Source organism: Pseudomonas sp. LABIM340, assembly GCF_040017195.2.
GTDB lineage: Bacteria > Pseudomonadota > Gammaproteobacteria > Pseudomonadales > Pseudomonadaceae > Pseudomonas.
In genome coordinates, this window is sequence record NZ_CM200227.1 from 5,011,109 (window position 1) to 5,035,504 (window position 24,396).

Sequence of the window (24,396 nt, forward strand, 5' to 3'; positions counted from 1 at the left end):
GGCGGGCTCTCGCGGCAAAAACGAAGATGCCAGCGTGCAACGAGCTGGCAAGGAAGGCCTATACCTTAAACAGCCGTCCGGCCAGCGGCAACAGCGCGAGATGGCCGCTGCCGGGCAAGCCTGATAAAATCCCGCGCCTCCCGCGCAGGCCGGGAAGCGCGAACGGCGCACCCGGCGGCAAGACGAATCATCCCTTCTATAGGCCTGGATTTATGAGCAACAAGCAACCCTCGTTGAGCTACAAGGACGCCGGTGTGGACATCGACGCCGGCGAAGCCCTGGTCGAACGCATCAAAGGCGTCGCCAAGCGCACCGCGCGTCCGGAAGTCATGGGCGGCCTGGGTGGCTTTGGCGCTCTTTGCGAAATCCCGGCCGGTTACAAGCAGCCCGTACTGGTCTCCGGTACCGACGGCGTCGGCACCAAACTGCGCCTGGCGCTGAACCTGAACAAGCACGACAGCATCGGCCAGGACCTGGTCGCCATGTGCGTCAACGACCTGGTCGTGTGCGGCGCCGAGCCGCTGTTCTTCCTCGACTACTACGCCACCGGCAAGCTCAACGTCGACGTGGCCGCCACCGTGGTCACCGGCATCGGCGCCGGTTGCGAGCTGGCCGGTTGCTCCCTGGTCGGTGGTGAAACCGCCGAGATGCCGGGCATGTACGAAGGCGAAGACTACGACCTGGCCGGCTTCTGCGTCGGCGTGGTGGAGAAGTCCGAGATCATCGACGGCTCGAAAGTGGTTGCCGGCGACGCCCTGATCGCCCTGCCCTCCTCCGGCCCGCACTCCAACGGCTACTCGCTGATCCGCAAGATCATCGAAGTTTCCGGCGCCGACATCGAAGCCACCCAGCTGAACGGCCAGCCCCTGGCCGACCTGCTGATGGCCCCGACCCGCATCTACGTGAAGCCGCTGCTGCAGCTGATCAAAGACACCGGCGCGGTCAAGGCCATGGCCCACATCACTGGCGGCGGCCTGCTGGACAACATCCCGCGCGTCCTGCCGGACAACGCCCAGGCCGTGGTTGACGTGGCCAGCTGGCAGCGCCCGGCGGTCTTCGACTGGCTGCAGGAAAAAGGCAACGTCGACGAGACCGAGATGCACCGCGTGCTGAACTGCGGCGTGGGCATGGTCATCTGCGTTGCGCAGGATCAGGTCGAGGCTTCCCTCAAGGCCCTGCGTGACGCCGGCGAGCAGCCGTGGGTCATCGGCCGCATCGACGCTTGCGCCGCCGACGCCGAGCGCGTGGTCCTGAACAACCTGAAAGGCCACTGATGTCCACACCTTGCAATGTCGTGGTGCTGATTTCCGGCTCCGGCAGCAACCTGCAAGCCCTGATCGACAGTCTCGCCGGCGCTGATACGCCGGCGGTGATCCGCGCGGTGATCTCCAACCGCGCGGACGCCTATGGCCTGGAGCGTGCGCGCCAGGCCAACATCGAGACTCGCTTCCTCGACCACAAGTCCTACGCCGACCGCGAAAGCTTCGACGCCGCGCTGATCCAGGCCATCGACGGCTTCGGCGCCGACCTGGTGCTGCTCGCCGGCTTCATGCGCATCTTGAGCGCCGACTTCGTGCGTCACTACCAGGGTCGCCTGCTGAACATCCATCCGTCCCTGCTGCCCAATTACAAGGGCCTGCACACCCACCAGCGCGCGCTGGAGGCTGGCGACGCCGAGCACGGCTGCAGCGTGCACTTCGTCACCGAGGAACTTGATGGCGGTCCTCTGGTCGTACAGGCGGCAATCCCGGTAGAGTCTGACGACACGCCGGAAACGCTGGCGCAGCGCGTTCACGTGCAGGAACATGTGATCTATCCGCTGGCCATGCGCTGGTTCGCCGAAGGCCGAGTCAGGCTGGGTGAACATGGCGCCACGCTGGATGGGGAGCTTCTGCCCGCATCCGGCCATTCGTACCGAACCTAGGAGATTCGTGATGCGTAGAGCCCTGCTGTTCCTGATGGCTGTACTGACCCTGCCGGCCCAGGCTTTCGAGCTGAAGCCGTTCGAGGCCAGCTACACCGCCGACTGGAAACAGATGCCGATCAGCGGGACCGCCTCCCGCAGCCTCAAGCAAGGCGACGGCGGCCGCTGGGAACTGGATTTCAAGGCGTCCATGCTGCTTGCCAGCCTCACCGAGATCAGCACGTTCAAGGTCGAGAACGACACCTACCTGCCACTGACCTACCGCTGGGCCCGCGAAGGCCTGGGCAAGAACAAGCAGACCGAGCTCGATTTCGACTGGGCCGAGAAACAGGTGCTGGGCAGCGACCGTGGCGACCAGGTGCGCCAGCCGCTGAACAAGGGCCAGCTGGACAAGTCCACCTACCAGCTCGCGCTGCAGCATGACGTGGCCGTCGGCAAGAAGGCCATGAGCTACCAGGTGATCGAGGGTACCGATACCGATACCTACGACTTCCGTGTGCTCGGCGAAGAGAAGGTCCGCACCCAGGCCGGCCTGATCACCGCGATCAAGGTGGAGCGCGTGCGCGACCCCACCAAGAGCAACCGCAAGACCATCCTCTGGTTCGCCAAGGATTGGGACTTCCTCCTCGTGCGCCTGTACCAGCAGGAGTCCGACGGCAAGGAATACCAGATCATGCTCAAGGAAGGCACCGTGGGCGGCAAGGCCGTCCAGGGCGAGAAAGGCTGATCCTTCAGCGCAAAAGAAAAAGCCGGGCAATGCCCGGCTTTTTTATGCCTCGAAACCCGGGCCGGCGAATCAGCCCTCGTTCGACGGCTTGCGCTTGAAGCGACGAGCGATCCAGCCGATGGCCAGGGCCGGGACGATCCACAGCTTCTTCAGCAGGACCAGCAGGGTGGCGAACAGGCCGACCTTGGCGGCGACCTTGCCGGCGATCAGCGCACCCAGGCCATAGGCGGCGACCTTGTCGACGCTGGGGTTGAAGTCGACATAGCGGCTGCCCGGATTGAACTCGGTCATCGCCAGCACCTTGCTGACGTTCTTCTCGATTTCCGGCAGCTGCTCCATGCCCGCGACGAAGTTCAGCACCAGCACGCCTTTGCGGCCCAGCGCGCGGATGTTGTAGTTCAGCGTGTGTTCCTTGGCGTCGCCGAACTGCAGCTCCTTCGCCCAGTACAGCTTCTTCTCCGCGGCGTCATAGCGCGGCGGCGCGGCCCAGCCGATCAGCTGGATCGCCTCGAAGCCCTGCTGCTCGCGCTGCGGGTTGGCTTCCTTGAGGTCGTCCTGCATGTCCTTGAGCATCTCGGCGTAGTCGATCTTCGCCGCATCCTCGTCCGAGACGTAGCCGCTCTCCTCGTACTGCACGGTCACCGCCCAGGACTCGGCGTCGAAGGGCGACACGCCGGCCGGCATCAGCATGCCCAGCGGCGGCTCGTCGTTGGGTGGGTTGCCCCAGGCTTCGAGGACGCGCTCGGCATCCTTGCCGTCGAGGAAGACGAAATTGTCCGGCAGGTCGAAGGTCGCGAGGTTGTCGCCGACCACCACCTTGCCCTTCTGGAAGTGCAGGCTGGCGACGAAGGTCTCGGGCGACATCTCCTCGTCCGACTCGGCGGCGGCAGCGGGAGCAGCGGCAGCCGCGGGGGCTTCGCTCTGGTTGGAAGTGGCGGGAGCGGCGAACGCCGGGGCGGCGACGGCCTGTGCGAGCAAGGCAGCCAGGAAGAGGGCTTTGCCATCCATAGGGTGAATCTCCTGAATCGTATCCATGACATTGGCGGCCAATTGCTGAGCCGCCGGGCCCGAATTGTCGCACCCCAGCGCCGAACCTGTAACAGGAAATTTCACTTCCGCCCGCTCTGGCGCACAGAAAAGCCGGGCATGGGCCCGGCTTCATCCTGCGCGGCCACGCCTCAGGGCTGGCTGGCGATGGCCTTCTCGATCGCCGCCTGCAACTGCGGATCGTCCGGCTTGGTCAGGCTGGAAAACTGGGCCACCACCTTGCCCTGGCGGTCCACCACGTACTTGAAGAAGTTCCAGCGCGGCACCTGGTCGGCCTGCTGGGCGAGGTCCTTGAACAGCGGGATCGCCTCGTCGCCGCTGACGTGCTGCACCGAGGTCATGTTGAAGGTCACGCCGTAGTTGCCGTAACAGACCTTCGCGGTCTCGGCCGCATCGGCGTCTTCCTGCTTGAAGTCATCGGAGGGCACGCCGAGCACTTCCAGGCCCTGCCCCTTGTACTTCTGGTAGACCGCCTCGAGGCCCTTGAACTGCGGCGTGAAGCCGCAATGGCTGGCGGTATTCACCACCACCAGCGGCTTGCCGGCGTAAAGCTCGCAGAGATCGAGACTGTCCTTGGAGCGCAGCTTGGGCAGTTCGCCCTGGGTCTTGAGCAGCGCCGGGCAGTCGGCGGCCTGCGCGGCCATCGGCAGCAGCAGGGTCAGGGCGAGCAGGGAAAGACGTGGGCGCATCGTGGGAATCCTCCGGTGATCAGGCCACGCTACCCCGCGAGCCGGGCATCAGCAACTGCCCATTCCGAGCTGCATCAGCGCCAGCCCGCCACGCTGCCAGCCCCACCAGGCGAGACCGGCCAGCGCCAGGCCGAGGCCCAGCACCAGTGCGACCACCACCGGGCGCTTCACGCGGCCCCCAGTGCCGGGCGCTCGACCGGGCGCTCGCGCACCGGCCAGTTGAGCAGGCCGGCCAGCAGGCTGAGGAGGATGGACACCTGCCAGACCAGATCGTAGTTGCCGGTGTGGTCATACACGTAGCCACCCAGCCAGCCGCCGAGGAAGGCGCCGATCTGGTGGAACAGGAAGGTGATGCCGCCGAGCATCGACAGGTTGCGCACGCCGAATAGCGTGGCGACCGTGCCGTTGGTGAGCGGCACGGTGGACAGCCACAGCAACCCCATGGCAATGCCGAAGGCGTAGGCCGTCCAGACACTCAGCGGCGCCCAGATGAAGGCGACGATCACCACCGCGCGCAGCAGGTACAGGCCGGTGAGCAGCCGGGGCTTGCTCATCCGCCCGCCGAGCCAGCCGGCGAAGTAGGTGCCGAATACGTTGAACAATCCCACCAGCGCCAGCACCGTGGTACCGACGGTGGCGGGCAGGTGGCGGTCCACCAGATAGGCCGGCAGGTGCACGCCGATGAACACCACCTGGAAGCCGCAGACGAAGAAGCCCAGGGACAGCAGCCAGAACCCGGAATGCCCGGCCGCCTCACGCAGCGCCTCGCCGAGTGTCTGCTCGTGGCCCTGCATGGGCAGCGGCTTGTCGCGCATCAGCGCCGCCAGCGGGACGATGAAGGCCACCAGCAGGCCCAGCGCCAGCAAGGCGGCGGACCAGCCCAGCCAGCCGATCAGCCCGAGGGTGCCCGGCAGCATGATGAACTGGCCGAAGGAACCGGCGGCGGCCGAGATGCCCATGGCCATGCTGCGGCGCTCCAGCGGCACCGCGCGGCCGACTGCGCCGAGGATCACCGAGAACGACGTGCCCGACAGGCCGATGCCGATCAGCAGACCCGCACTCATGGAAAGGCTGAAGGCCGAGTCGGAATAGCCCATCAGCACCAGGCCGACGGCGTAGAGGATGCCGCCCACCAGCACGGTGCGCATGGCGCCGAAGCGGTCGGCGATGGCCCCGGTGAACGGCTGGGCGATGCCCCAGATCAGGTTCTGCAGGGCGATGGCGAAGGCGAAGGTCTCGCGCCCCCAGCCGAATTCGGCGCTCATCGGTGCGAGGAACAGGCCGAAGCCATGGCGGATGCCCAGGGACAGGGCGAGGATCAGGGCGCCGGATAGCAGTATCCAGAACCCTGTGCGCGACAGCTTCGACATCAGTTGCTCCTGCACGGGTATATACCCGCTTTTGTTCGTTCTTCTAAACAGCACGCAGGCCGCCGCTAGCTCTCCAGCGCGGCCAGTTCATCCAGCAAGGCTTCCAGCTGACGGCGCTTTTCATCGCCCAGGTGCGCCGCCACATCCTGCTGCGCCGCATCCCAGGCATCGCGACCACGCACGATGCGCTCGAGCCCGGCTGGCGTCAGCGCCACGATACGGTTGCGCAGGTCCTCGCCCTCTTCCAGCTTCACCAGGCCATCGGCCTCCAGCGGCTTGAGGTTGCGCCCCAGCGTACTGCGGTCCAGGCCCATGGCATCAGCCAGCTCGGAGATGCTCGGCTGCTCCAGCCGCGACAGGTGCCGCAGCAGGGAGAATTGCGCAGTGGTCAGCCCGACGTCCTTCAGGGCATCGTCGTAGACGCGGGTCACGGCACGGGCCGAGCGGCGCAGCTTGGTGCAGAGGCATTGGGTCGTCAGCATGGATACGTGTATATACCCGCAACTCTTGCTCGGTCAATGGCCGGCGCGACCGATTGTCCCTTCTGATCGATTGCACCATCTGACCAATTGTCCCAACTGGCCTATTGTCCCAACTGCCAGTGCGAGGCGTTGTCGCAGCCAAGGGCATCCTGCGGAGCCGGCCGTATAACTGCGCCATCCAGCCCCGCGCTTTCGACGGGGCGCATCACGGTCCGAGGTCCCCGATGCCCGTCTACAAAGCCCCGCTGCGCGACACCCGCTTCCTGCTCAACGAAGTCTTCGATTTCCCCAGCCACTACCAGAACCTGGTCAACGGCGGCGAAGCCACACCGGACATGGTCGACGCCATCCTCGGCGAATGCGCCAAGCTCTGCGAGGAAGTGATCGCCCCGCTCTACCACAGCGGCGACGAGGAAGGCTGCCACCTGGAGAACGGCGAAGTACGCACGCCCGCGGGCTTCAAGGAAGCCTACGACGCCTATGTCGCTGGCGGCTGGCAGGGCCTGTCGCACCCGGTGGAGTATGGCGGCCAGGGCCTGCCGATGAGCCTGGGCGCGCTCAAGCAGGAAATGCTGGGCACCGCCAACTGGCCGTTCTCGATGTACCCTGGGCTATCGCTGGGCGCGATGAACACCGTGATGCAGCACGGCACCGAGGAACAGAAACACACCTACCTCACCCCGCTCACCGAAGGCCGCTGGGGCGGCACCATGTGCCTGACCGAGCCACAGTGCGGCACCGACCTGGGCCAGGTGAAGACCCGCGCGGAAACCAACGCCGACGGCAGCTACGCGATCACCGGCACCAAGATCTTCATCTCCTCCGGCGAGCACGACCTCACCGAGAACATCGTGCACATCGTCCTCGCGCGACTGCCCGATGCGCCCAAGGGCACACGCGGCATCTCGCTGTTCATCGTGCCGAAATTTCTACCATCCCAGAGCAGCGGCTCAGGCGGCAGCCTCGGCCCGCGCAACGGCGTGACCTGCGGCGCGCTGGAAAAGAAGATGGGCATCAAGGCCTCGGCGACCTGCGTGATGAACTTCGACGGCGCCACCGGCTACCTGATCGGCGAACCGAACAACGGGCTGGAGTGCATGTTCACCTTCATGAACAGCGCGCGCATCGGCACCGCCATCCAGGGCGTCGCCACCGCCGAACTGGCCTACCAGGGCGCACTGGCCTATGCCCGTGAGCGCCGTTCCATGCGTGCCCTCTCCGGCACCAAGGAGCCGGGCGAGATCGCCGACAGCCTGATGCACCACGGCGACGTGCGCCGCATGCTGCTGACCCAGAAGGCCGTGGCCGAGGGCGGCCGCGCGCTGATCTACCTGGCCACCCAGTACGCCGACAAGATGATCCAGGGCCTGCTGACCAACGACAACGCCGAGTATGACCGCTGGGACGACAAGCTCGGTTTCCTCACGCCGATCCTCAAGGGCTGCCTGACCGAACTGGGCCTGGAGAGCGCCAACCTCGGCATGCAGGTGTTCGGCGGCCACGGCTACATCAAGGAACACGGCATGGAGCAGATCGTCCGCGATGCGCGCATCGCCACGCTCTACGAGGGCACCACCGGCATCCAGGCGCTGGACCTGCTCGGCCGCAAGGTGCTGCTGATGACACAGGGCAAGGCCGTGCGCGACTTCACCCGGCAGGTGGCGAAGTTTGCCGTCGAACTGCTCAAGCAGGAGCCGGCCATGCGCGGCCGCGCGCTCACGCTGCTCAAGCTCTGCGCGCAGTGGAACCTGCTGACCATTCGCATCGCCCTGACCGCCCGCAAGCAGCGCGACCTGGTGAGCACCGCCAGCCACGACTACCTGATGTTCTCCGGCTACGCCGCGCTGGCGTACTCCTGGGCACTGCAGGAAGCCGCCGCGCGCAAGCGCCTGCGCCAGGGCGGCAGCGAGTCGAGTGACTTCTACAAGGCCAAGATCGCCACCAGCGACTTCTACTTCGCCCGCCTGCTGCCGCGTGCCAAGGGCCATGCGGCGGCGATGGCGAAGCCGGTGCAGTCGATCATGGGGCTGAAGACGGAGCATTTCGCCTTCGATTGACGCACGCGTTTTTTGTAGGAGCGAGCTTGCTCGCGAACAATCTCGCCGGACACGCAGGCGTTATGCGGTTCGCGAGCAATAACGATGGCGTCCCCCTCGCTCCTGCAGGATTGCTCCGGCGGCGCAGGGTATCGAGAACGTAGGATGGGTGGAGCTTGCGATACCCATGCTGTCGGTGCATGAGCATTGATGGGTATCGCTACGCTCCACACCATCCTACAAGGATGTCCAGGCCAGACTCGCGGCAAGGCGAGATCAGAGCGCCAGCGCCACCAGCACGGCGCACTCGATCATCTCCAGCATCGCCCCGGCGGTATCCCCGGTGGTACCGCCCAGGCGGGCGATGAAGCGGCTGCGCAACCAGACGAACACCACCAGCGCGACCACCAGCGCCAGCAGGCCGGTAAGCCCCGCCAGCACCATCAACGCGGCGTTGGCCGCCAGCATCCACGGCATTACGCCGCGCGGCAGGTGATCGGCCAGCGCCTGGCCCAGCCCGCCCTTGCGCGCATAGTCGGTGGTGTAGAACAGCAGCGGCAGCGCGCAGCGCCCCAGCCAGGGCGCCAGCAGCAAACCCCAGTGCTGGTGATTGCCGAGAATCGCGGTGATCGCCGCAAACTTCAGCAGCAGCAAGAGCACCAGTGCGACCACCGCCGCGGGGCCGCAGCGCGGGTCCTTCATGATCGCCAGGGTACGTTCGCGATCACCCAGGCCGCCAATCCAGGCGTCGGCCGAATCGGCCAAACCGTCCAGGTGCAGAGCGCCGCTGAAGGCCACCCATACCAGCAGGATCAGCGCCGCCTGCAACAGCAGGTGCACGCCACTGAGCAGCTCGCCCATGGCGAACAGCACGGCGCCGATCAGCAGACCCACCAGCGGGTAATACAAGGTGGCGCGGCCGAACTGTTCGGGCGTCGGCATGTGCCACAGGCGCACCGGCAGGCGAGTGAGGAACTGCAACGCCACGAGCGGCAGCAGCCAGTCGCTGAGGTGGGCGGCGTGCGCGTCTGCCCCGCTCTGCTCGGCGGGCTCGGGTGCCTCTTGCTCGCGATCCCGGTGCGGGTCGTTCATCAATTGCTTGCCTTGTGGATGCGCCAGCCGTCGCCGTCGCGGGTCACGTCCAGCACCATGCATTCGCCGTGGGCCACCACCACTTCCAGCAGGCGTCTTGCCGACAGGCCGCTGGCCAGCGCGCCGAGCAGGCGCATCACACCGCCGTGGGTGACGACCAGCACGGACGATCCGGCGTGGGCTTGGTAGAGGCCCTCCAGCGCCGCGAAGACGCGGGATTCGAAGTCGCCCATGGCCTCGCCACCGGGCGGCGGGAAGGCGTATGGATCGTTCCAGAACTGCTCCAGCGCCGCAGCATCGCTCTCCATCAGCTTAGCTGGCGAAAGGCCTTCCCACTGGCCGAAATCCAGCTCCTGCAGGCCCGGCTCGAAGCCCAGCGGCAAGCCATGGCGCGCCGCCAGCTCCTCGGCGAAAGCCGCGCAACGCTGCAAAGGCGAGCTGACCAGTGCCGACCAGCGGCACTCATCGCCCAGCGCGCCGCGCATCTGCGCCCAGCCGGTTGCGGTCAGCGCATCGTCCAGGCGGCCGCGAAAGCCTCCGCCGAGCTCGGTCTCGCCGTGACGCAACAACTCCAGACGCAGCGTCATGCGGGACGGTCCGACACCGAGGCCTCGGCAAAGGTCGCCATGCCGCTATGCAGCCGGCACGCCTGACGCAGCAGCGGCACTGCCAGCGCCGCGCCGCTGCCCTCACCCAGGCGCAGGCCGAGGTCCAGCAAGGGCTGCGCGTCGAGCGCGGCCAGCACGCGATTGTGCCCCGGCTCGGCGCCAGCGTGAGCAAACAGCAGCCAGTCCCGGCAACCGGGATTGAGGTGCGTGGCGCACAGCGCGGCGGTGGTGCAGATGAAGCCGTCCACCAGCACCGGGATGCCCTTCTGCGCACAGGCGAGATAAGCGCCCACCAGCGCTGCGATCTCGAAACCGCCGAGACGGCACAGGGCCTCGAAGGGCTCGTCGCAGTGGGCGCGGTGCAGCGCCAGCGCGCGGTCGATCACCTCGACCTTGCGCGCAACGCCCCGCGAATCCAGCCCGGTACCGGGGCCGACCAGCACCTGCGCCGGTTCGTCCAGCAGGGCGCAGGCCAGAGCCGCCGCCGAGCTGGTATTGCCGATGCCCATTTCGCCACCGATGAACAGCTCCGCACCGGCCTGCTGGGCGCGGCGCACGGACTCGCGGCCGGACTCCAGGGCGATCAGGCACTGGGCGGCGGTCATCGCCGGTTCCCTGGTGAAGTTCGCGGTGCCGGCACCGACCATCACATGCAGCACACCCGGCAGCGGCTCCAGCGGCGTGGCAGTACCGAGGTCGATCACCTCCAGGCGCGCGTCGAGGTCACGGGCCAGCACGCTGATCGCCGCACCGCCGCGCACGAAGTTGCGCAGCATCTCGACGGTCACCGCCTGCGGGTAGGCCGACACGCCTTCGGCGACCACACCGTGGTCACCGGCGAACAGGGCGATCCAGATGTGTTCCAGCGTTGGCCGCTCGCGGCCCTGCAGGCCGGCCAGGCGGATGGTTTCCTCTTCCAGCCGGCCCAGCGCGCCGCGCGGCTTGGTCAGCTGGTCCTGGCGCACGGCGGCCTTGTCCTGCGCCACGCGGTCGATCGGCTGGGTACCTTGCAGCCACCATTGCAAACTCATAACGCTTCCCCCTTCAACACCATGGGCAGGCCGGCGACGGTGAACACCACGCGCTCGCTGACCTCGGCCAGGGACTGGTGCAGCCAGCCGGCCTCGTCGACATATCGGCGGCTGAGCTCGCCCATCGGCACCACGCCCAGCCCGGTTTCGTTGCTGACCAGAATGATGCGTCCGGGCAGTTGCGGCAGCGTTTCCAGCAACGCGTCGATCTCGCCGCGCAGGCGCCAGCCGTCTTCATGGAGCAGCAGATTGGTGACCCACAGGGTCAGGCAGTCCACCAGCACGCACTGCTGCGGCGCCGCCAGGCGCTCCAGCGTGTCGGCCAGGGCCAGCGGCTCTTCCACCAGCCCCCAGTGTTCGGGGCGACGCTCGCGGTGCTGGAGAATGCGTGTGGACATCTCACCGTCGCCGGCCTGGGCCGTGGCGACGTAGGTGACCGGCAGGCCGCTTTCCGCCGCCAGGCGTTCGGCCAGGCGGCTCTTGCCCGAACGGGCGCCGCCGAGGATCAGTTCAAGCATGGGTTCTCCACTTGTAGGAGCAAGCAAGCTCGCTCCTACGAAAAGCAGGCGTAGGGCGGATAACGTCACAGGCGTTATCCGCCGAAACATTGGCAAGCAGAAACCGCGGATAACCGAGAACGCTGACCAGCCCTACAGTCCGCACAGCTGTCTCAGTTTCTCGGTATCCAGATGCGCCTCGACCTGATCGGCCAGGCGCTCGATGTCGCGTTCGCGCAGGGCGTGGTAATCGATGCTCTGCACCTCGCGCAGCCCGGCCCAGCGCAGCAGCGCCGAGCTGGATGCGCTGGTCTCGAACAGCCCGTGCAGATAAGTCCCCATCACCTGCCCGTCGGTGCTCAACGCGCCGTCACTGCGGCCATCGCTCAGGCGCACGGCCGGTTTCGTCAGCGCCGGGCCTTCGCTGACGCCGGCATGAATCTCGTAACCACTCACCGCAGCCTCTTCCAGCGCCAGCTGGCCGCGGACGTTGCGCAGTTGCTTCTCCGGCTCCAGCACAGTGCGGAAGTCCAGCAGGCCGAGGCCGTCGCTCTCCCCCGCCGAGCCCTCCAGCCCGTGCGGATCGGCCAGGCTACGGCCGAGCATCTGCAAGCCGCCGCAGATGCCCAGCAGCTTGCCGCCGTAGCGCAGGTGACGGCGGATCGCCGCTTCCCAACCCTGGGCACGGAGGAAGGCCAGGTCCGGCCGCACGCTCTTGGAGCCGGGCAGGATGATCAGGTCCGCCGGCGGGATCGGCTGGCCGGGGCCCACGAAAGTCAGCTCCACCTGCGGGTGCAGGCGCAGAGGGTCGAAGTCGGTGTGGTTGCTGATGCGCGGCAGCACCGGTACGACCACGCGCAGGCGCTCGCCGGTCTTGGCGGCTTGGCGGGTATCGATGGCGTCCTCGGCTTCCAGGTGGAAGTCCATCAGGTACGGCAGCACGCCGAGTACCGGTACGCCGGTGCGTTCTTCCAGCCAGTCGAGGCCGTTCTGCAGCAACGCGATGTCACCGCGAAAACGGTTGATGACGAAGCCTTTTACCCGCGCCCGCTCGCTCTCGGAGAGCAGCTCCAGGGTGCCGACCAGATGGGCGAACACGCCGCCGCGATCGATGTCGGCAATCAGGATCACCGGGCAGTCCACCGCCTCGGCGAAGCCCATGTTGGCGATATCGTTGGCGCGCAGGTTGATCTCCGCCGGCGACCCCGCGCCCTCCACCATCACCACCGGGTACTGCGAGCTGAGACGCTGGTGGGATTCGAGCACCGCCTGCATCGCCACGCGCTTGTAGTCGTGGTAGGCCACGGCGTTCATGCTGGTCACCGCGCGGCCCTGGATGATCACCTGGGCGCCGGTGTCGCTGTTGGGCTTGAGCAGCACCGGGTTCATGTCGGTGTGCGGCGCCAGGTGGCAGGCCTGCGCCTGAACCGCCTGGGCGCGACCGATCTCGCCGCCGTCGGCGGTCACCGCGCTGTTCAGCGCCATGTTCTGCGGTTTGAACGGCACCACGGCCACGTCCTGTCGGCGCAGCCAGCGGCACAGCGCGGTCACCAGCGTGCTCTTGCCGGCGTCCGAGGTCGTGCCCTGCACCATCAGCGTACTCAACGCAGGCTCTCCATCTGGTTGAAGGTGCGCAGGCCGTGCTCCAGGCGCTCCCAGCCCTTCTCGTCCGGCGGCAGGCCGAAGCGCAGGCTGGCGGGCGTCTCGAACAGGCGCACGAGGATGCCCTGGCGCGCCAGGTGATCGCGCAGCGCGTGGGCGCGCATGGAGACCACCCACTGGAACAAGGCCGTGCCGCCCTGCGGGGCGAAACCGTGCTCGCCGAGCAACCCGGCCAGATGCCGGCTCGCCTCATGCAGATCGCGGCGGCGCTGGATCTGCTCCTGGAACTCGCCCAGCACGGCCTGTGCGACCCAGCGTGTCGGGCCGTTCACCGACCAGGGACCGAGCAGTTTCGCCAGGCTTTCCAGCAGGCGCGGTTCGGCGAAGGCGAAGCCCAGCCGGGCCCCGGCGAGGCCGAAAAACTTGCCGAAGGAGCGCAGCACGATCAAACCCGGACGGCTTGCGCAGCTGGGCGCCAGGCTGTGCTCGGGCGTGCAGTCCATGAAGGCTTCGTCCACCACCAGCCAGCCGCCGCGTTCCTGCAGGCGCGCATGCCATTCCAGCAGCACGCCGGCCTCTATGCGCCGACCGGTAGGGTTGTTCGGGTTGACCACCACCAGCACGTCGAAGCGCTCCAGGTGATGAGGGACCTCCTGGTCGCTGACCTCGCGCAGGATGTGCCCGGCAGCGCGCCAGGACTCGGCGTGCTCGGCATAACAGGGTGAGACCACGCCGACCTTGCCCGGCCGGCGCAGTCGCGGCAGCAACTGGATCGCCGCCTGGCTGCCGGGCAGCGGCAGCAGCTTCTCGGCGCCGTAGTAGCGGCGCGCGGCCGCCTCCAGGCCGTCGCTGTCTTCGGGCAGGCGCATCCAGGCGGCTGCCGGCACGTTGGGCAAAGCCCAGGGCCAGGGCGAAATGCCGGTGGACAGGTCCAGCCATTCGGCGAGCGGAATGCCGTACTGCTGCGCCGCTTTGCGCAACCGGCCGCCATGTTCGAGCATCAGAGCACTCCCAGGATGAGGATGACCGCCAGCCACAGCAGCACGCCCTGGCGCACCAGAGCCAGCGCGCGCCAGATATCGGTGGCGGTCGGCGCCGGGCCTTCGCCCAGCCGCGGGCGTTCGTGGAGTTCGCCGTGGTAGCGGGCGCAGCCGCCGAGTGACACGCCCAGCGCGCCCGCGCCGGTCGCCATCACCGGGCCGGCGTTGGGGCTGTCCCACTGCGGTGCCTGCGTGCGCCAGCAGCGCAGGGCGAGACGGGTGTGACCGAGCAGCGCGTAAGTGAAGGCCACCAGGCGCGCCGGAAGGTAGTTGAGCACATCGTCGATCTTTGCCGCAGCCCAGCCGAAGCGTTCGAAGCGCGCGTTGCGGTAGCCCCACATGGCGTCGAGGGTGTTGCTCAGGCGATAGAGCACCACACCCGGTGCGCCGGCCACGGCAAACCAGAACAACGCGGCGTAGACCGCATCGCTGCCGTTCTCCAGCACCGATTCGGTGGCGGCGCGGGCCACGGCGGTGTCGTCCAGCTCGGCGGTTTCGCGGCTGACCATGTAACCCACGCGCAGGCGCGCTTCGTTCAGGTCTCCGGAGCGCAGCGCCAGTGCCACCGGCTCGGCATGCTCACCCAGGCTGCGCAGGCCCAGTGCGGCGTACAACGCAAGCGCCTGCACGACCCAGCCGACATAGGGCAGCAGGCTGAGCAGCAGCGCGATCAGGGTCAGCGGGATGACGGCGATGATCCAGGCGGTGACGCCGTGGCTGCGCCAGCCGAGGCCGGGGGTGTCGCTCCCGGAAACCTCGGAGTGGGGGGAAGCACCCTCTCCCCCGCCCTCTCCCTGAAGGGAGAGGGCGCTGTCCGAGCAGGCCGACACCGAAGTTTCAACTTGCACCATACGGTCCCCTCTCCCTTCAGGGAGAGGGGGCTCTTCAGCGCAATCGGCCACTCGCGAACGATTGAAGCGCCGCTCCAGCCGATCCGCCAGACGCCCGAAGGCCACCAGCGGATGCCAGCGTTTCGGCTCGCCGAACAGGGCATCCAGCACCACGCCGAGGACGCTCAGCAGGGCCAGGCTCATGGCTGTTCTCCCCAGTGGTTCTCGTACAGCAATTCGCTGAGTGCGCGCGGTTGGCGCCAGCCTTCCAGGGCCAGCATCGGCGCGGGGTAGAACTCGCTGACCGGACCGAGACAGAGCACCGCCACCGCTTCGGCTCCCGCCGGCAGGCCAAGCAGTCCACCCAGCGCGGCGGGGTCGAACAGCGATACCCAGCCCATGCCCAGGCCTTCCGCGCGCGAGGCCAGCCAGAGGTTCTGGATGGCGCAGGACAGCGAGGCCAGGTCCATGTTCGGCAAGGTGCGGCGGCCGAAGACGTGCGCCTCGCGGCCATCCATCAGCGCGGCCACCAGTACTTCGGCGCAGTCGAGCACGCCCTCGACCTTGAGCCGCATGAACTCGTCGGAGCGCTCGCCCAGCGCCTCGGCGGTGCGCACGCGCTCTTCTTCCACCAATCCGTGGATCGACTGGCGAAGCTCCCGCGAGGTGACGCGGATGAACCGCCACGGCTGCATCAGTCCGACGCTGGGCGCCTGGTGCGCCGCTTCGAGCAGGCGTGCGAGCAGTGCGGGCGCCACCTCGCCGCCGCTGAAATGACGCATGTCGCGGCGCTCGGCGATGGCGCGGTAGAGCGCGGTGCGCTCCTCAAGGCTGTAGGCGTGCTCGGTCATGGTCTCAGCAGCGCTGCTGCGGCGTCCGGGTCGGACGGCAGGTAGAAGTGGATGTAGGAGGCGGTGAGCCGGCCACGGCGGAACACCGCTTCGGCCACCGGTTTGTCGTTGGGGCAGACGCCTCGGGCCAGCGGCTCTTCGCTGCCGTCCAGCAACGAGTGGTGGAAGGTGTGCCCGCGCAGGGTGCCTTCGGGCAGCGTCACCGCCTGCAGCGCCAGCGCGGCAAGGCGCTTCTGCATGCGCGCCTCGCCCGGCAGCAGGCCAAGCAGTGGCGCGCGCTCGCCAGCCACGTCGGTCAGTGCGTCGAGCAGATAGAGCATGCCGCCACACTCGGCGAGGATCGGCTTGCCCATCTCGTGGTGCGCGTGGATGGCCTGGGCCATGGCGCGGTTCCCGGCCAGCGCCTGCAGGTGCAATTCCGGGTAGCCGCCGGGCAGATAGAGGCTGTCCACTTCCGGCAGCGCCTGGTCCCGCAGCGGCGAGAAGAACACCAGTTCGGCGCCCAGCGCGCGCAGCAGGTCGAGGTTGGCCTGATAGAGGAAGGCGAAGGCGTTGTCCCGCGCCACGCCGATGCGCACGCCATCGAGGCGGGAGAACTCGCGGCGCGGCTCGGGTGCGGCAAAGCTCACCGGCAGGGGCAGCTCGGTACTGGCGCTGGCCGCCAGGGCATCGGCGGCGGCGTCCAGGCGGGCGTCGAGGTCAGCCAGCTCGTCGGCCTGCACCAGGCCGAGGTGTCGGCTGGGCAGCTCCACTTCGGTATCGCGCGGCAGCGCGCCATACCAGCGAATCCACTCCGGCAGGCTGTCGCGCACCAGGTCGCGGTGACGCTGGCTGCCGATACGGTTGGCGAGCACGCCGGAGAACGGCAGGTCGCTCTGGTAGGTTGCCATGCCAACGGCCATGGCGCCGAAGGTCTGCGCCATGGACTGGCCGTTGATCACCGCCATCACCGGCACATTGAAGCGCCGCGCCAGGTCGGCCGCAGACGGCGAGCCGTCGAACAGACCCATCACACCTTCGATAAGGATCAGATCGGCCTCGCCGGCCGCCTCCCAGAGCAGGCGGCGACTCTCTTCCTCGCCAACCATCCACAGGTCCACCTGGTAGACCGGCGCGTCACTGGCGCGGGCAAGGATCATCGGGTCGAGGAAATCCGGGCCGCACTTGAATACCCGCACCTTGCGCCCAAGGCGCGTGTGCAGGCGCGCCAGGGCGGCGGTCACGGTGGTCTTGCCCTGCCCGGAAGCCGGGGCGGCAATCAGCAGTGCGGGGCATTGGCGCGAGGTCATACGACGCGCTCCGCCACAACGGGATGCATTAGAACTCCACCCCTTTCTGCGCCTTGATGCCGGCCTTGAAGGCATGTTTCACCAGGCCCATCTCGGTCACGGTGTCGGCGGCCTCGAGCATCGCCGGCTGCGCGCCGCGGCCGGTGGCGACCACATGCTGCATGGGTGGACGCGCGGCGATGTCGGCCAGCACGGTGTCCAGCTCCAGGTAGCCGTGCTTGAGGGCGATGTTCACCTCGTCCAGCACCACCAGGCCGACCTCGGGGTCGGCCAGCAGCTGGCGCGCCACGTCCCAGGCAAACTGCGCCTTGGCGATGTCGCGCTGGCGGTCCTGGGTTTCCCAGGTGAAGCCTTCGCCCATCACGTGGAAGCTGACCTCTTCGGGGAAGCGGCGGAAGAACGCCTCTTCGCCCGTGGTCGCGGCGCCCTTGATGAACTGCACCACGCCTACCTTCATGCCATGGCCAAGCGCGCGGGCGACCATGCCGAAGGCCGAGCTGCTCTTGCCTTTGCCGTTGCCGCTGTTGACCAGGAACACGCCGCGCTCACCCTGGGCCTGGGCGATCTTCTCGTCGACCACCGCCTTCTTGCGCTGCATGCGCGAGCGATGGCGCTCGTCCTTTTCCGGGGATTCAGTCATGGGAAATTGCTCCTGAAAGGGATTGCACAGGCGTCAGGCTGCCGGCCGGGTGGCAGCGAACGAGGAATGGAATGGGCAGAGACGAACCGCCGGCGCGCGTCGGCGCCAGACGATAGAGGCCGCCCAGCGCAAAGGCTGTCGACCTGGGGAATAGGGATTTCACCTGAAGGATTCTCCGCCGCTCTCACCCGCGCGGCACTGACCAGTCGGGGCAGGCGGAGGACGGCAACGCGCGGCGCGCAGCGCCGACGTCGGCAGCGCCTCCCGCGATGCCATGCGATGCAGCAGGCCGGTCTCCGGGCTTGCGAGTGACGCCGTGAGGCTGTCGATGAACCGCGCCTTCCCATGCCGTGGCACAGTGGCTGTCTGCGGTTCGAAGCTCGCTTACCGTTGCGGGGGCAGCGCCGGAATGGTCGATTGCGCATCGATTTCACCGGCTTCCCTGTTTCACTCGCGGCTTGCGCCGAGAGCACCTGAAGCAGGCGCGCAGCTTAGTGGCTGGCGGCCTGGGGCGTCAATTGAACAGGATGTCGCCGGGCTTGTCCCAGCACCAGGCAGCCGCTCTACAATGCGACACACCTGTCCAATCATGGCACTGTGTAACTCCGCTAGAATGCGAACCATGACGATGACCGCCCAGCCCGGCCAGCTTCAGCTCGACACCTCCGCCAGCCCACCGCTGATGTACGTCAGCGGCGACTGGACGCTCGCGCATTTCTCCGCGCTGGAGGCCCAGGTAGCCGCCCAGCGCCAAGCCGAGTCCCCCGCCGCGCTGGATTTTGCCGGCCTCGGCGCGCTGGACACCGCCGGTGCCGCGCTGCTCGCCGAGATCATCGGCGGCGCGCGCATGAGCCAGCTGGAACAGATCGCCCGCAATCTCCCCGCCGAACGCCAGGCACTGCTGCGCGCCGTTGGCAGCGCCATCACTCAGTGCCGCCTGGACGAAAAATCGCCGGAGCCGGGCAACGCGCTGGTCGATGTGCTGGAGCGCATCGGCATCGCCACCCTGACCTTCCGCGAACATCTGGTGGGCCTGCTCGGCTTCATCGGCCTGACCCTGCAGACACTGCTGCGCAATCTGTTCCGCCCGCGGCGCTGGCGGCTCACCTCGCTGGCCGCGCACATGGAAGAAACCGGGCTGGACGCCGTGCCCATCGTCGCCCTGCTGACCTTCATGGTCGGTGCGGTGGTGGCCTTCCTGGGCGCCACCGTGCTGCAGAAATTCGGCGCACAGATCTACACCGTCGACCTGGTGGGCTTCTCCTTCCTGCGCGAATTCGGCGTGCTGCTCACCGCGATCCTGCTTGCCGGCCGCACCGCCAGCGCCTTCACCGCGCAAATCGGCTCGATGAAGGCCAACCAGGAAATCGACGCCATCCAGGCCCTGGGCCTCGACCCGGTGGAACTGCTGGTGTTGCCGCGCGTCCTGGCCCTGCTGCTGACCCTGCCGATGCTGACCTTCCTGGCGATGATCTCCGGCATCTTCGGCGGCGGCGTGGTCTGTGCCCTGGCCCTGGATATCTCGCCGCGCATGTTCCTCTACATGCTGCAGAACGACATCGCTGTGCAGCACTTCCTGGTGGGCATCGTCAAAGCCCCGGTGTTCGCCTTCATCATCGCCGTGATCGGCTGCCTGGAAGGCTTCCGTGTCAGCGGCAGCGCACAGTCGGTGGGCGAGCACACGACCTCCAGCGTGGTCCAGTCGATCTTCGTGGTGATCCTGCTGGATGCGGTCTTCGCGCTGTTCTTCATGGAGATGGGCTGGTGAGCGAACCGATCATCGTCGTCCGCGACCTCGCCAACCGCTTCGGCACCCACGCCGTGCACGAGCACCTGGACCTCGACGTGATGAAGGGCGAGATCCTCGGCGTGGTCGGCGGTTCGGGCACCGGCAAGTCGGTACTGCTGCGCAGCATCATCGGCCTGCGCCAGCCCAGCGAAGGCAGCGTGCATGTGTTCGGGCAGAACCTGCCGGCGCTGTCCACGCTCGAGCGTTCGAAGCTGGAAAGGCGCTTCGGCGTGCTGTTCCAGAACGGCGCGCTGTTCTCCTCGCTGACCGTGAGCGAGAACATCTGCCTGCCGCTGATCGAGCATGCCGGGCTGTCCCGCGCCGATGCGCAGTTCATGGCCAAGGTGAAGATTTCCCTTGCCGGCCTGCCGCCGGATGCCGGCGGCAAATACCCGGCCGAGCTCTCCGGCGGCATGGTCAAGCGCGCCGCCCTGGCCCGCGCCCTGGCGCTGGACCCGGACATCCTGTTCCTCGACGAACCCACCGCCGGCCTCGACCCCATTGGCGCGGCGGCTTTCGACCAACTCATCCTGACCCTGCGCGACGCCTTCGGCCTCACGGTGTTCCTGGTCACCCACGACCTGGACACCCTCTACACCATCTGCGACCGCGTCGCCGTGCTGTCGCAGAAGCGCGTGCTGGTGGTGGGGCCGCTGGACCAGGTCGCCCGGACCGACGACGCCTGGGTGCAGGAATACTTCCACGGCCCGCGCGGCCGTGCTGCGCTGCAGGCCACCGAACACCTGCGGGAGGAAAGCTGAATGGAAACCCGTGCCCATCACGTGCTGATCGGCCTGTTCACCCTCGTCGTGTCGATCGGCGCGCTGCTCTTCGCCCTGTGGCTGGCGCAGTCGAGCAACGACCAGAAGTACAAGATCTACGACGTGATCTTCAACGAGGCGGTAACCGGCCTGTCCGAGGGCGGCACCGTGCAGTACAGCGGCATCCGCGTGGGTGACGTGGTGTCCCTGCGCCTGGACCCGAACGACCCGCGCAAGGTCCGCGCCCGCATCCGCGTCTACGACAGCACGCCGATCCGCGAGGACACGCGCGCCAAGCTGGCCCTCACCGGCGTCACCGGCCAGGCCATCATCCAGCTTTCCAGTGCCGCCCAGGACAGCCCGCCGCTGGCCAGCAAGGACGGCGAAGTGCCGGTGATCAAGACCATCCCCTCGCCCTTCGCCAAACTGCTGGCCAACGGCGAGGACATCGCAACCAACATCAACAACCTGATCAACAACGTGAACCGCATGTTCTCCCAGGAGAACGTCGATCGCATCAGCCGCACCCTGGACCACATCGACCAGGCCACCGGCGTGGTCGCCGAGCAGCGCGACGACATCCGCCAGACCTTCAAGGAACTGGCCGCCGCCAGCGAGCAGGCGCGCATCACCCTGGCCAACGCCAGCCAGTTGCTCGAACGCGCCAACCAGACCCTGGGCGGCAAAGGCCAGGACATCCTCGACGACACCCAGAAGACCCTCGCCTCCCTGCGTACCAGCAGCGAGCGCGTAGAACAACTGCTGGGCAGCAACTACGACTCGGTGAATGGCGGCCTCAATGGCCTGGGCGAAATCGGCCCGGCGATCCGCGAACTGCGCTCCACCCTGGAAGACCTGCGCGGCGTCACCCGCCGCCTGCAGGAGAACCCCACCGGCTACCTGCTCGGCCGCGAGCGCAACAAGGAGTTCCAGCCATGACCGCCCTTCCCCGCCTGCTCGGCGTCGCCGCCCTGGTCAGCCTGCTGGGCGCCTGCTCGATCCTCCCGGAAGCGGAGAGCCCGGACTTCTACCTGCTGCCAGCGGCCCAGCAGCCGGCGCGCAGCACTGCCGCAGTGAACTGGTCATTGCGCATCAGCGCCCCCAACGCCAGCCTGGCGCTGGACAGCAACCGCATCGCCGTAGTCCCGCAGGGCAACCAGCTGAGCAGCTACCAGGGCGCGCGCTGGAGCAACCGCGCACCGGGCCTGCTGCGTGACCGCCTGCTCGACGCCTTCACCGCCAACGGCAGCGTGCGCGCCCTGAGCAGCGACGAAACCAGCCTGCAGGCCGACCTCGACCTGACGGGCGAGCTGCGCGCCTTCCAGAGCGAGTACCAGAACGGCAAGCCGGTGATCCACATCCGCTATGACGCGCGTCTGGTGCGCACGCTCGGCCAGCGTATCGTCGCCTCGCGCACCTTCGAGGTCCGCCAGTCGGTGGACGGCAAGCAGGTGCCCGAAGTGGTCAGCGCCTTCGGCAAGGCAGCCGACCAGCTTTCCGCGCAGGTAGTGGAGTGGACGTTGCAGCAGGGGCAGCAGCAGAAGTTCACGCCGCCTTCCCCTTAAGAGGACTCAGCGACAGTGGTAGGGGCTTTCGCCTTCCAGCTCCTGATCCGTTTCCACGTCCTTGATGGTGACGATGGCCTTCGGATAGACCGAGCAGAGTGAGTTGCGCACCGTATAGATGCCGCTGCCATGGGCGAGGAACTTGCCCTTGCTCAGGGCCTTGCCGGACTCGTCACGGGCGCTGACTTCGTAATTGCCGGTCATGGTGATGCAGCCGGCGAGCGCCAGCAGGGAAAGGACGGGAACGAGGACTTTCATGGATTCTCCTTGGACGCGAGGCGCTCCTTCTGCCAGGGCATAGGGCGCGGGTGTCGATCCGTGACGGGTTCGCGAGTGCGGGAAGGCCAGCCAGCATGGCAAGGCCGATGCGGATACGACCGATGCCGGCCGCCGCAGTTCAGCCAGCGCCCCCGCAAGAGCGCCGGCCGACGGTGTTTCAGACGAGAGGTTGCCTCAGCGCTTGCCCATCGAGCGGCGCGAGCCACGCGGATGCGGCGGGCGGTACTCGGCCTGGTCGTGAGGCTTGCGGTGCTGGTAGGCGGTTTTCGCCTGCTGCTGCGCAGCCAGTGCGGCCTTGGCCAGCTCGGCCAGGGAGAGTTTGGGTTGTTCCTGCGCGTTGTCGGCGCTTTCGTCGCGGGGCGGCTGCTGAGAGGACGTCATGGGTAGACCGGTTCTGAAAGGTTTGAATCGGCGCACATGATAGCCGAAGTCGCCCTCTGCCGGCTGCCCGCCCGCACGAACGGCGCGGGCAGGGCCTTCAAGCGGCACGCAAAGCCATCAGCTCGGCGGGAACAGCGTGTCCGGGCGGGTTACGTACTCGGTCGCCTCGGCTTCGGTCATCACCCAGATCTGGCTGATTCGACTGTCCAGTCCCATCTTGATGCCGACGAACTTGCCGGCGATCTTCGGCAGCATGCCGTAGACCATGAAGCGGTTGTCCTCATCACGGATGCGGATGCTGACCGACAGCGGGTAGCTGATGGTCTTCTGGTACAGCCCGATGGTGATCACCTGGCGCAGCAGGCTCGGCTTCGGCCGCTTGAGGGTGATCACCGGATAAACCGCACTGTCGACGAACCCCACCATCATCCCCGAGGGAATCACCCGGTCGGCCAGCGCCGGGCTGCTCAGCCCCAGCATCAGGGCCAGTGCGCCGAGCAGCTGAAGCGTCCAGCGTTGCAGCGAAGCGCGTGAAAGTACTGCTGATGTCATCGGATTTCCCGCCCTGGTTTTCCTGTTTTCGTTATCGCCCGGTTATGGATTCCGGATCTGAGCGTGGAGCGTAGCGGTTCGCCGCGCCGCTGTCCGCACATTGATTCACAGCCTCCGGAGATTCCCCCGGCGAGCGGGCGGATCGTCGCGCGACATTCCCGTGCAGGTCGGCGTCACGCGGCCGCCAGCCACATTGCGGCCGCCCCGCGCGCGCTCTATCGTGACGCATCCCGCCGTCACTCCGAGAACCCGCCATGAGCTCCCTGCGCGAAGCCCTCGCCCGCTTTTCCCGTCTCGACCTGGCCGGTGGCCCGACACCACTGGACAAGCTGGAGCGGCTCTCCGCACAGCTGGGCCGCGAGCTGTACGTGAAGCGCGACGACACCACGCCTTTCGCCCTGGGTGGCAACAAGGTCCGTAAACTGGAATTTCTCGCCGCCGATGCCCTGAAGACCGGCGCCGACACGCTGGTCACCGCCGGGGCGATCCAGTCCAACCATGTGCGCCAGACCGCCGCCGTCGCGGCGAAGCTCGGTCTGCGCTGCGTGGCGCTGCTGGAAAACCCCATCGGCACTGATGACCGCAACTACCTGAGCAACGGCAACCGCCTGCTGCTGGACCTGTTCGGCAGCGAAGTCGAACTCGTGCCCAACCTCGACACCGCGGACGAGTTGCTGGCGCAGACCGGCGAACACTTGCGCCGCGAAGGCCGCAAGCCCTACATCGTGCCCATTGGTGGATCGAATGCGCTGGGCGCCCTGGGTTATGTGCGCGCCGGGCTGGAACTGGCGGAGCAGATTCACGGCAGTGGCCAGGAGTTTTCCGCCGTGGTGCTCGCCTCCGGCAGCGCCGGCACCCATGCGGGCCTGGCGATCGCCCTGGCCGATGCCCTGCCGGAACTGGACGTCATCGGCGTAACCGTCTCGCGGACCGACGCGGCTCAACGGCCAAAAGTCGAAGGGCTGGTCGAGCGCACGCTGGAACTGCTCGGCCACGACGCACAGGCCCTGCCGAAAGTGCAACTGTGGGACGAGTACTTCGCCCCGCGCTACGGCGAACCCAATGCTGGCACGCTGGAGGCGGTGCGACTGCTCGCGAGCCAGGAAGGCCTGCTGCTGGACCCGGTGTACACCGGCAAGGCCATGGCCGGATTGCTCGACGGCATCCGCCGCGATCGCTTCGTGAAACCCGGGCCTATCCTGTTCTTGCACACCGGTGGTTCACCGGCGCTGTTCGCCTACCATTCGGCGAATTGACCTACCTAATAATCAGAACTAGGTATGTAATTTTTTATTATTTTATTGCATAACGATT

General features: G+C 67.3%; 27 protein-coding genes and 1 riboswitch. Of the genes, 9 read left to right on the forward strand and 18 right to left on the reverse strand.

The features are described 5' to 3' along the window. Positions 1 to 212: 212 nt before the first annotated feature. From purM to ABKS89_RS23040, 3 genes are read left to right on the forward strand one after another with little or no spacing between them, the layout of a single operon-like run. The gene (gene purM / locus ABKS89_RS23030) at positions 213 to 1,274 is read left to right on the forward strand and encodes a phosphoribosylformylglycinamidine cyclo-ligase (RefSeq protein WP_138215309.1); all 1,062 of its coding nucleotides are present in this window, start codon (positions 213 to 215) and stop codon (positions 1,272 to 1,274) included. Continuing rightward, entirely contained in the window at positions 1,274 to 1,924 is a 651-nt protein-coding gene (purN, locus tag ABKS89_RS23035) for a phosphoribosylglycinamide formyltransferase (protein WP_348587188.1), read from the forward strand. Before purM ends, purN begins: the two co-directional genes overlap by 1 nt. 10 nt (positions 1,925 to 1,934) lie before the next feature. Further along, a complete protein-coding gene (locus ABKS89_RS23040) occupies positions 1,935 to 2,651 on the forward strand; it encodes a DUF3108 domain-containing protein (RefSeq protein WP_138215311.1) in 717 nt (238 codons plus the stop codon). A 69-nt stretch (positions 2,652 to 2,720) separates the two neighbouring features. Here ABKS89_RS23040 and ABKS89_RS23045 read toward each other — a convergent pair whose 3' ends face one another. The 5 genes from ABKS89_RS23045 to ABKS89_RS23065 form a co-directional block, all read right to left on the reverse strand. Beyond that, the gene (locus tag ABKS89_RS23045; RefSeq protein WP_138215312.1) at positions 2,721 to 3,659 is read right to left on the reverse strand and encodes a DUF2167 domain-containing protein; all 939 of its coding nucleotides are present in this window, start codon (positions 3,657 to 3,659) and stop codon (positions 2,721 to 2,723) included. Positions 3,660 to 3,829: 170 nt separating this feature from the next. Beyond that, a complete protein-coding gene (locus ABKS89_RS23050; protein ID WP_348587189.1) occupies positions 3,830 to 4,387 on the reverse strand; it encodes a glutathione peroxidase in 558 nt (185 codons plus the stop codon). Positions 4,388 to 4,435: 48 nt separating this feature from the next. After that, positions 4,436 to 4,558 (reverse strand): hypothetical protein, encoded by a 123-nt coding sequence (locus ABKS89_RS23055; protein WP_277873432.1) that lies wholly within the window; start codon positions 4,556 to 4,558, stop codon positions 4,436 to 4,438. After that, positions 4,555 to 5,748, reverse strand: a complete 1,194-nt coding sequence (locus ABKS89_RS23060) for an MFS transporter (protein ID WP_348587620.1) — start codon at positions 5,746 to 5,748, stop codon at positions 4,555 to 4,557. The genes ABKS89_RS23055 and ABKS89_RS23060 overlap by 4 nt, the downstream gene beginning before the upstream one ends. A 74-nt stretch (positions 5,749 to 5,822) precedes the next feature. Continuing rightward, complete coding sequence (locus ABKS89_RS23065) at positions 5,823 to 6,239, reverse strand: MarR family winged helix-turn-helix transcriptional regulator (RefSeq protein WP_348587191.1); 417 nt, start codon at positions 6,237 to 6,239, stop codon at positions 5,823 to 5,825. 224 nt (positions 6,240 to 6,463) lie between these two features. Between ABKS89_RS23065 and ABKS89_RS23070 the strand changes: the two genes are divergently transcribed. After that, the gene (locus ABKS89_RS23070; protein WP_348587193.1) at positions 6,464 to 8,296 is read left to right on the forward strand and encodes an acyl-CoA dehydrogenase C-terminal domain-containing protein; all 1,833 of its coding nucleotides are present in this window, start codon (positions 6,464 to 6,466) and stop codon (positions 8,294 to 8,296) included. 255 nt (positions 8,297 to 8,551) lie between these two features. Here the strand turns inward: ABKS89_RS23070 and ABKS89_RS23075 are convergent, their stop codons facing one another. From ABKS89_RS23075 to cobO, 10 genes are all read right to left on the reverse strand, one after another. Then, a complete protein-coding gene (locus tag ABKS89_RS23075) occupies positions 8,552 to 9,274 on the reverse strand; it encodes an adenosylcobinamide-GDP ribazoletransferase (protein WP_348587622.1) in 723 nt (240 codons plus the stop codon). A 92-nt stretch (positions 9,275 to 9,366) separates the two neighbouring features. After that, entirely contained in the window at positions 9,367 to 9,954 is a 588-nt protein-coding gene (locus tag ABKS89_RS23080) for a histidine phosphatase family protein (RefSeq protein ID WP_348587195.1), read from the reverse strand. Next, on the reverse strand, positions 9,951 to 11,006 hold the full coding sequence (gene cobT / locus ABKS89_RS23085; RefSeq protein ID WP_348587197.1) for a nicotinate-nucleotide--dimethylbenzimidazole phosphoribosyltransferase: 1,056 nt from the start codon (positions 11,004 to 11,006) through the stop codon (positions 9,951 to 9,953). Before cobT ends, ABKS89_RS23080 begins: the two co-directional genes overlap by 4 nt. After that, on the reverse strand, positions 11,003 to 11,524 hold the full coding sequence (gene cobU, locus ABKS89_RS23090; protein ID WP_348587198.1) for a bifunctional adenosylcobinamide kinase/adenosylcobinamide-phosphate guanylyltransferase: 522 nt from the start codon (positions 11,522 to 11,524) through the stop codon (positions 11,003 to 11,005). The genes cobT and cobU overlap by 4 nt, the downstream gene beginning before the upstream one ends. Positions 11,525 to 11,656: 132 nt before the next feature. Continuing rightward, entirely contained in the window at positions 11,657 to 13,096 is a 1,440-nt protein-coding gene (locus tag ABKS89_RS23095; RefSeq protein WP_348587624.1) for a cobyric acid synthase, read from the reverse strand. A gap of 8 nt (positions 13,097 to 13,104) precedes the next feature. Further along, entirely contained in the window at positions 13,105 to 14,106 is a 1,002-nt protein-coding gene (gene cobD / locus ABKS89_RS23100) for a threonine-phosphate decarboxylase CobD (protein WP_348587199.1), read from the reverse strand. Beyond that, complete coding sequence (gene cbiB, locus ABKS89_RS23105) at positions 14,106 to 15,179, reverse strand: adenosylcobinamide-phosphate synthase CbiB (RefSeq protein ID WP_348587201.1); 1,074 nt, start codon at positions 15,177 to 15,179, stop codon at positions 14,106 to 14,108. Before cbiB ends, cobD begins: the two co-directional genes overlap by 1 nt. Continuing rightward, positions 15,176 to 15,826 (reverse strand): 5,6-dimethylbenzimidazole synthase, encoded by a 651-nt coding sequence (gene bluB, locus ABKS89_RS23110; protein WP_138215322.1) that lies wholly within the window; start codon positions 15,824 to 15,826, stop codon positions 15,176 to 15,178. Before bluB ends, cbiB begins: the two co-directional genes overlap by 4 nt. After that, entirely contained in the window at positions 15,823 to 17,115 is a 1,293-nt protein-coding gene (locus tag ABKS89_RS23115; RefSeq protein ID WP_348587202.1) for a cobyrinic acid a,c-diamide synthase CobB, read from the reverse strand. The genes bluB and ABKS89_RS23115 overlap by 4 nt, the downstream gene beginning before the upstream one ends. A 28-nt stretch (positions 17,116 to 17,143) precedes the next feature. Next, positions 17,144 to 17,755, reverse strand: coding sequence for a cob(I)yrinic acid a,c-diamide adenosyltransferase (gene cobO / locus ABKS89_RS23120; protein ID WP_301533711.1), 612 nt, complete (start codon positions 17,753 to 17,755; stop codon positions 17,144 to 17,146). 270 nt (positions 17,756 to 18,025) lie between these two features. Next, positions 18,026 to 18,247, reverse strand: a riboswitch (cobalamin riboswitch). Positions 18,248 to 18,377: 130 nt separating this feature from the next. Between cobO and ABKS89_RS23125 the strand changes: the two genes are divergently transcribed. From ABKS89_RS23125 to ABKS89_RS23140, 4 genes are read left to right on the forward strand one after another with little or no spacing between them, the layout of a single operon-like run. Continuing rightward, complete coding sequence (locus ABKS89_RS23125; protein WP_348587203.1) at positions 18,378 to 19,523, forward strand: ABC transporter permease; 1,146 nt, start codon at positions 18,378 to 18,380, stop codon at positions 19,521 to 19,523. Then, positions 19,520 to 20,305 carry an ABC transporter ATP-binding protein gene (locus ABKS89_RS23130; RefSeq protein ID WP_138215326.1) on the forward strand — a complete coding sequence of 262 codons (786 nt, stop codon included), beginning with the start codon at positions 19,520 to 19,522 and terminating at the stop codon, positions 20,303 to 20,305. Before ABKS89_RS23125 ends, ABKS89_RS23130 begins: the two co-directional genes overlap by 4 nt. Beyond that, the gene (locus ABKS89_RS23135; protein ID WP_081520119.1) at positions 20,306 to 21,244 is read left to right on the forward strand and encodes an MlaD family protein; all 939 of its coding nucleotides are present in this window, start codon (positions 20,306 to 20,308) and stop codon (positions 21,242 to 21,244) included. It begins immediately after the preceding gene. Then, a complete protein-coding gene (locus ABKS89_RS23140; protein ID WP_348587204.1) occupies positions 21,241 to 21,870 on the forward strand; it encodes an ABC-type transport auxiliary lipoprotein family protein in 630 nt (209 codons plus the stop codon). The genes ABKS89_RS23135 and ABKS89_RS23140 overlap by 4 nt, the downstream gene beginning before the upstream one ends. A gap of 6 nt (positions 21,871 to 21,876) precedes the next feature. On the opposite strand, the gene ABKS89_RS23145 is transcribed toward ABKS89_RS23140, so the two are convergent. The 3 genes from ABKS89_RS23145 to ABKS89_RS23155 all read right to left on the reverse strand — a co-directional run bounded on the left by ABKS89_RS23145 (position 21,877) and on the right by ABKS89_RS23155 (position 23,082). After that, positions 21,877 to 22,128 (reverse strand): hypothetical protein, encoded by a 252-nt coding sequence (locus ABKS89_RS23145; RefSeq protein WP_348587205.1) that lies wholly within the window; start codon positions 22,126 to 22,128, stop codon positions 21,877 to 21,879. A 195-nt stretch (positions 22,129 to 22,323) separates the two neighbouring features. After that, the gene (locus ABKS89_RS23150; RefSeq protein WP_045210393.1) at positions 22,324 to 22,530 is read right to left on the reverse strand and encodes a hypothetical protein; all 207 of its coding nucleotides are present in this window, start codon (positions 22,528 to 22,530) and stop codon (positions 22,324 to 22,326) included. 117 nt (positions 22,531 to 22,647) lie between these two features. Then, on the reverse strand, positions 22,648 to 23,082 hold the full coding sequence (locus ABKS89_RS23155) for a hypothetical protein (RefSeq protein ID WP_242015385.1): 435 nt from the start codon (positions 23,080 to 23,082) through the stop codon (positions 22,648 to 22,650). A gap of 254 nt (positions 23,083 to 23,336) precedes the next feature. Between ABKS89_RS23155 and ABKS89_RS23160 the strand changes: the two genes are divergently transcribed. Then, complete coding sequence (locus ABKS89_RS23160) at positions 23,337 to 24,338, forward strand: D-cysteine desulfhydrase (RefSeq protein WP_348587206.1); 1,002 nt, start codon at positions 23,337 to 23,339, stop codon at positions 24,336 to 24,338. Positions 24,339 to 24,396: the final 58 nt, after the last annotated feature.

Excerpts from the sequence above, each read along its gene's own strand:
- bluB (WP_138215322.1), bottom strand. The coding sequence starts at position 15,826 with ATGACCGAGCACGCCTACAGCCTTGAGGAGCGCACCGCGCTCTACCGC.
- ABKS89_RS23040 (WP_138215311.1), top strand. The coding sequence starts at position 1,935 with ATGCGTAGAGCCCTGCTGTTCCTGATGGCTGTACTGACCCTGCCGGCC.
- ABKS89_RS23065 (WP_348587191.1), bottom strand. The coding sequence starts at position 6,239 with ATGCTGACGACCCAATGCCTCTGCACCAAGCTGCGCCGCTCGGCCCGT.
- ABKS89_RS23050 (WP_348587189.1), bottom strand. The coding sequence starts at position 4,387 with ATGCGCCCACGTCTTTCCCTGCTCGCCCTGACCCTGCTGCTGCCGATG.
- purM (WP_138215309.1), top strand. The coding sequence starts at position 213 with ATGAGCAACAAGCAACCCTCGTTGAGCTACAAGGACGCCGGTGTGGAC.
- ABKS89_RS23125 (WP_348587203.1), top strand. The coding sequence starts at position 18,378 with ATGACGATGACCGCCCAGCCCGGCCAGCTTCAGCTCGACACCTCCGCC.
- ABKS89_RS23160 (WP_348587206.1), top strand. The coding sequence starts at position 23,337 with ATGAGCTCCCTGCGCGAAGCCCTCGCCCGCTTTTCCCGTCTCGACCTG.
- ABKS89_RS23140 (WP_348587204.1), top strand. The coding sequence starts at position 21,241 with ATGACCGCCCTTCCCCGCCTGCTCGGCGTCGCCGCCCTGGTCAGCCTG.
- cobD (WP_348587199.1), bottom strand. The coding sequence starts at position 14,106 with ATGCTCGAACATGGCGGCCGGTTGCGCAAAGCGGCGCAGCAGTACGGC.
- ABKS89_RS23150 (WP_045210393.1), bottom strand. The coding sequence starts at position 22,530 with ATGACGTCCTCTCAGCAGCCGCCCCGCGACGAAAGCGCCGACAACGCG.
- ABKS89_RS23135 (WP_081520119.1), top strand. The coding sequence starts at position 20,306 with ATGGAAACCCGTGCCCATCACGTGCTGATCGGCCTGTTCACCCTCGTC.
- ABKS89_RS23155 (WP_242015385.1), bottom strand. The coding sequence starts at position 23,082 with ATGACATCAGCAGTACTTTCACGCGCTTCGCTGCAACGCTGGACGCTT.
- ABKS89_RS23045 (WP_138215312.1), bottom strand. The coding sequence starts at position 3,659 with ATGGATGGCAAAGCCCTCTTCCTGGCTGCCTTGCTCGCACAGGCCGTC.
- cobO (WP_301533711.1), bottom strand. The coding sequence starts at position 17,755 with ATGACTGAATCCCCGGAAAAGGACGAGCGCCATCGCTCGCGCATGCAG.
- ABKS89_RS23145 (WP_348587205.1), bottom strand. The coding sequence starts at position 22,128 with ATGAAAGTCCTCGTTCCCGTCCTTTCCCTGCTGGCGCTCGCCGGCTGC.
- cbiB (WP_348587201.1), bottom strand. The coding sequence starts at position 15,179 with ATGAGCCTGGCCCTGCTGAGCGTCCTCGGCGTGGTGCTGGATGCCCTG.
- cobT (WP_348587197.1), bottom strand. The coding sequence starts at position 11,006 with ATGAGTTTGCAATGGTGGCTGCAAGGTACCCAGCCGATCGACCGCGTG.
- ABKS89_RS23080 (WP_348587195.1), bottom strand. The coding sequence starts at position 9,954 with ATGACGCTGCGTCTGGAGTTGTTGCGTCACGGCGAGACCGAGCTCGGC.
- ABKS89_RS23070 (WP_348587193.1), top strand. The coding sequence starts at position 6,464 with ATGCCCGTCTACAAAGCCCCGCTGCGCGACACCCGCTTCCTGCTCAAC.
- purN (WP_348587188.1), top strand. The coding sequence starts at position 1,274 with ATGTCCACACCTTGCAATGTCGTGGTGCTGATTTCCGGCTCCGGCAGC.
- ABKS89_RS23095 (WP_348587624.1), bottom strand. The coding sequence starts at position 13,096 with ATGGTGCAGGGCACGACCTCGGACGCCGGCAAGAGCACGCTGGTGACC.
- ABKS89_RS23115 (WP_348587202.1), bottom strand. The coding sequence starts at position 17,115 with ATGACCTCGCGCCAATGCCCCGCACTGCTGATTGCCGCCCCGGCTTCC.
- cobU (WP_348587198.1), bottom strand. The coding sequence starts at position 11,524 with ATGCTTGAACTGATCCTCGGCGGCGCCCGTTCGGGCAAGAGCCGCCTG.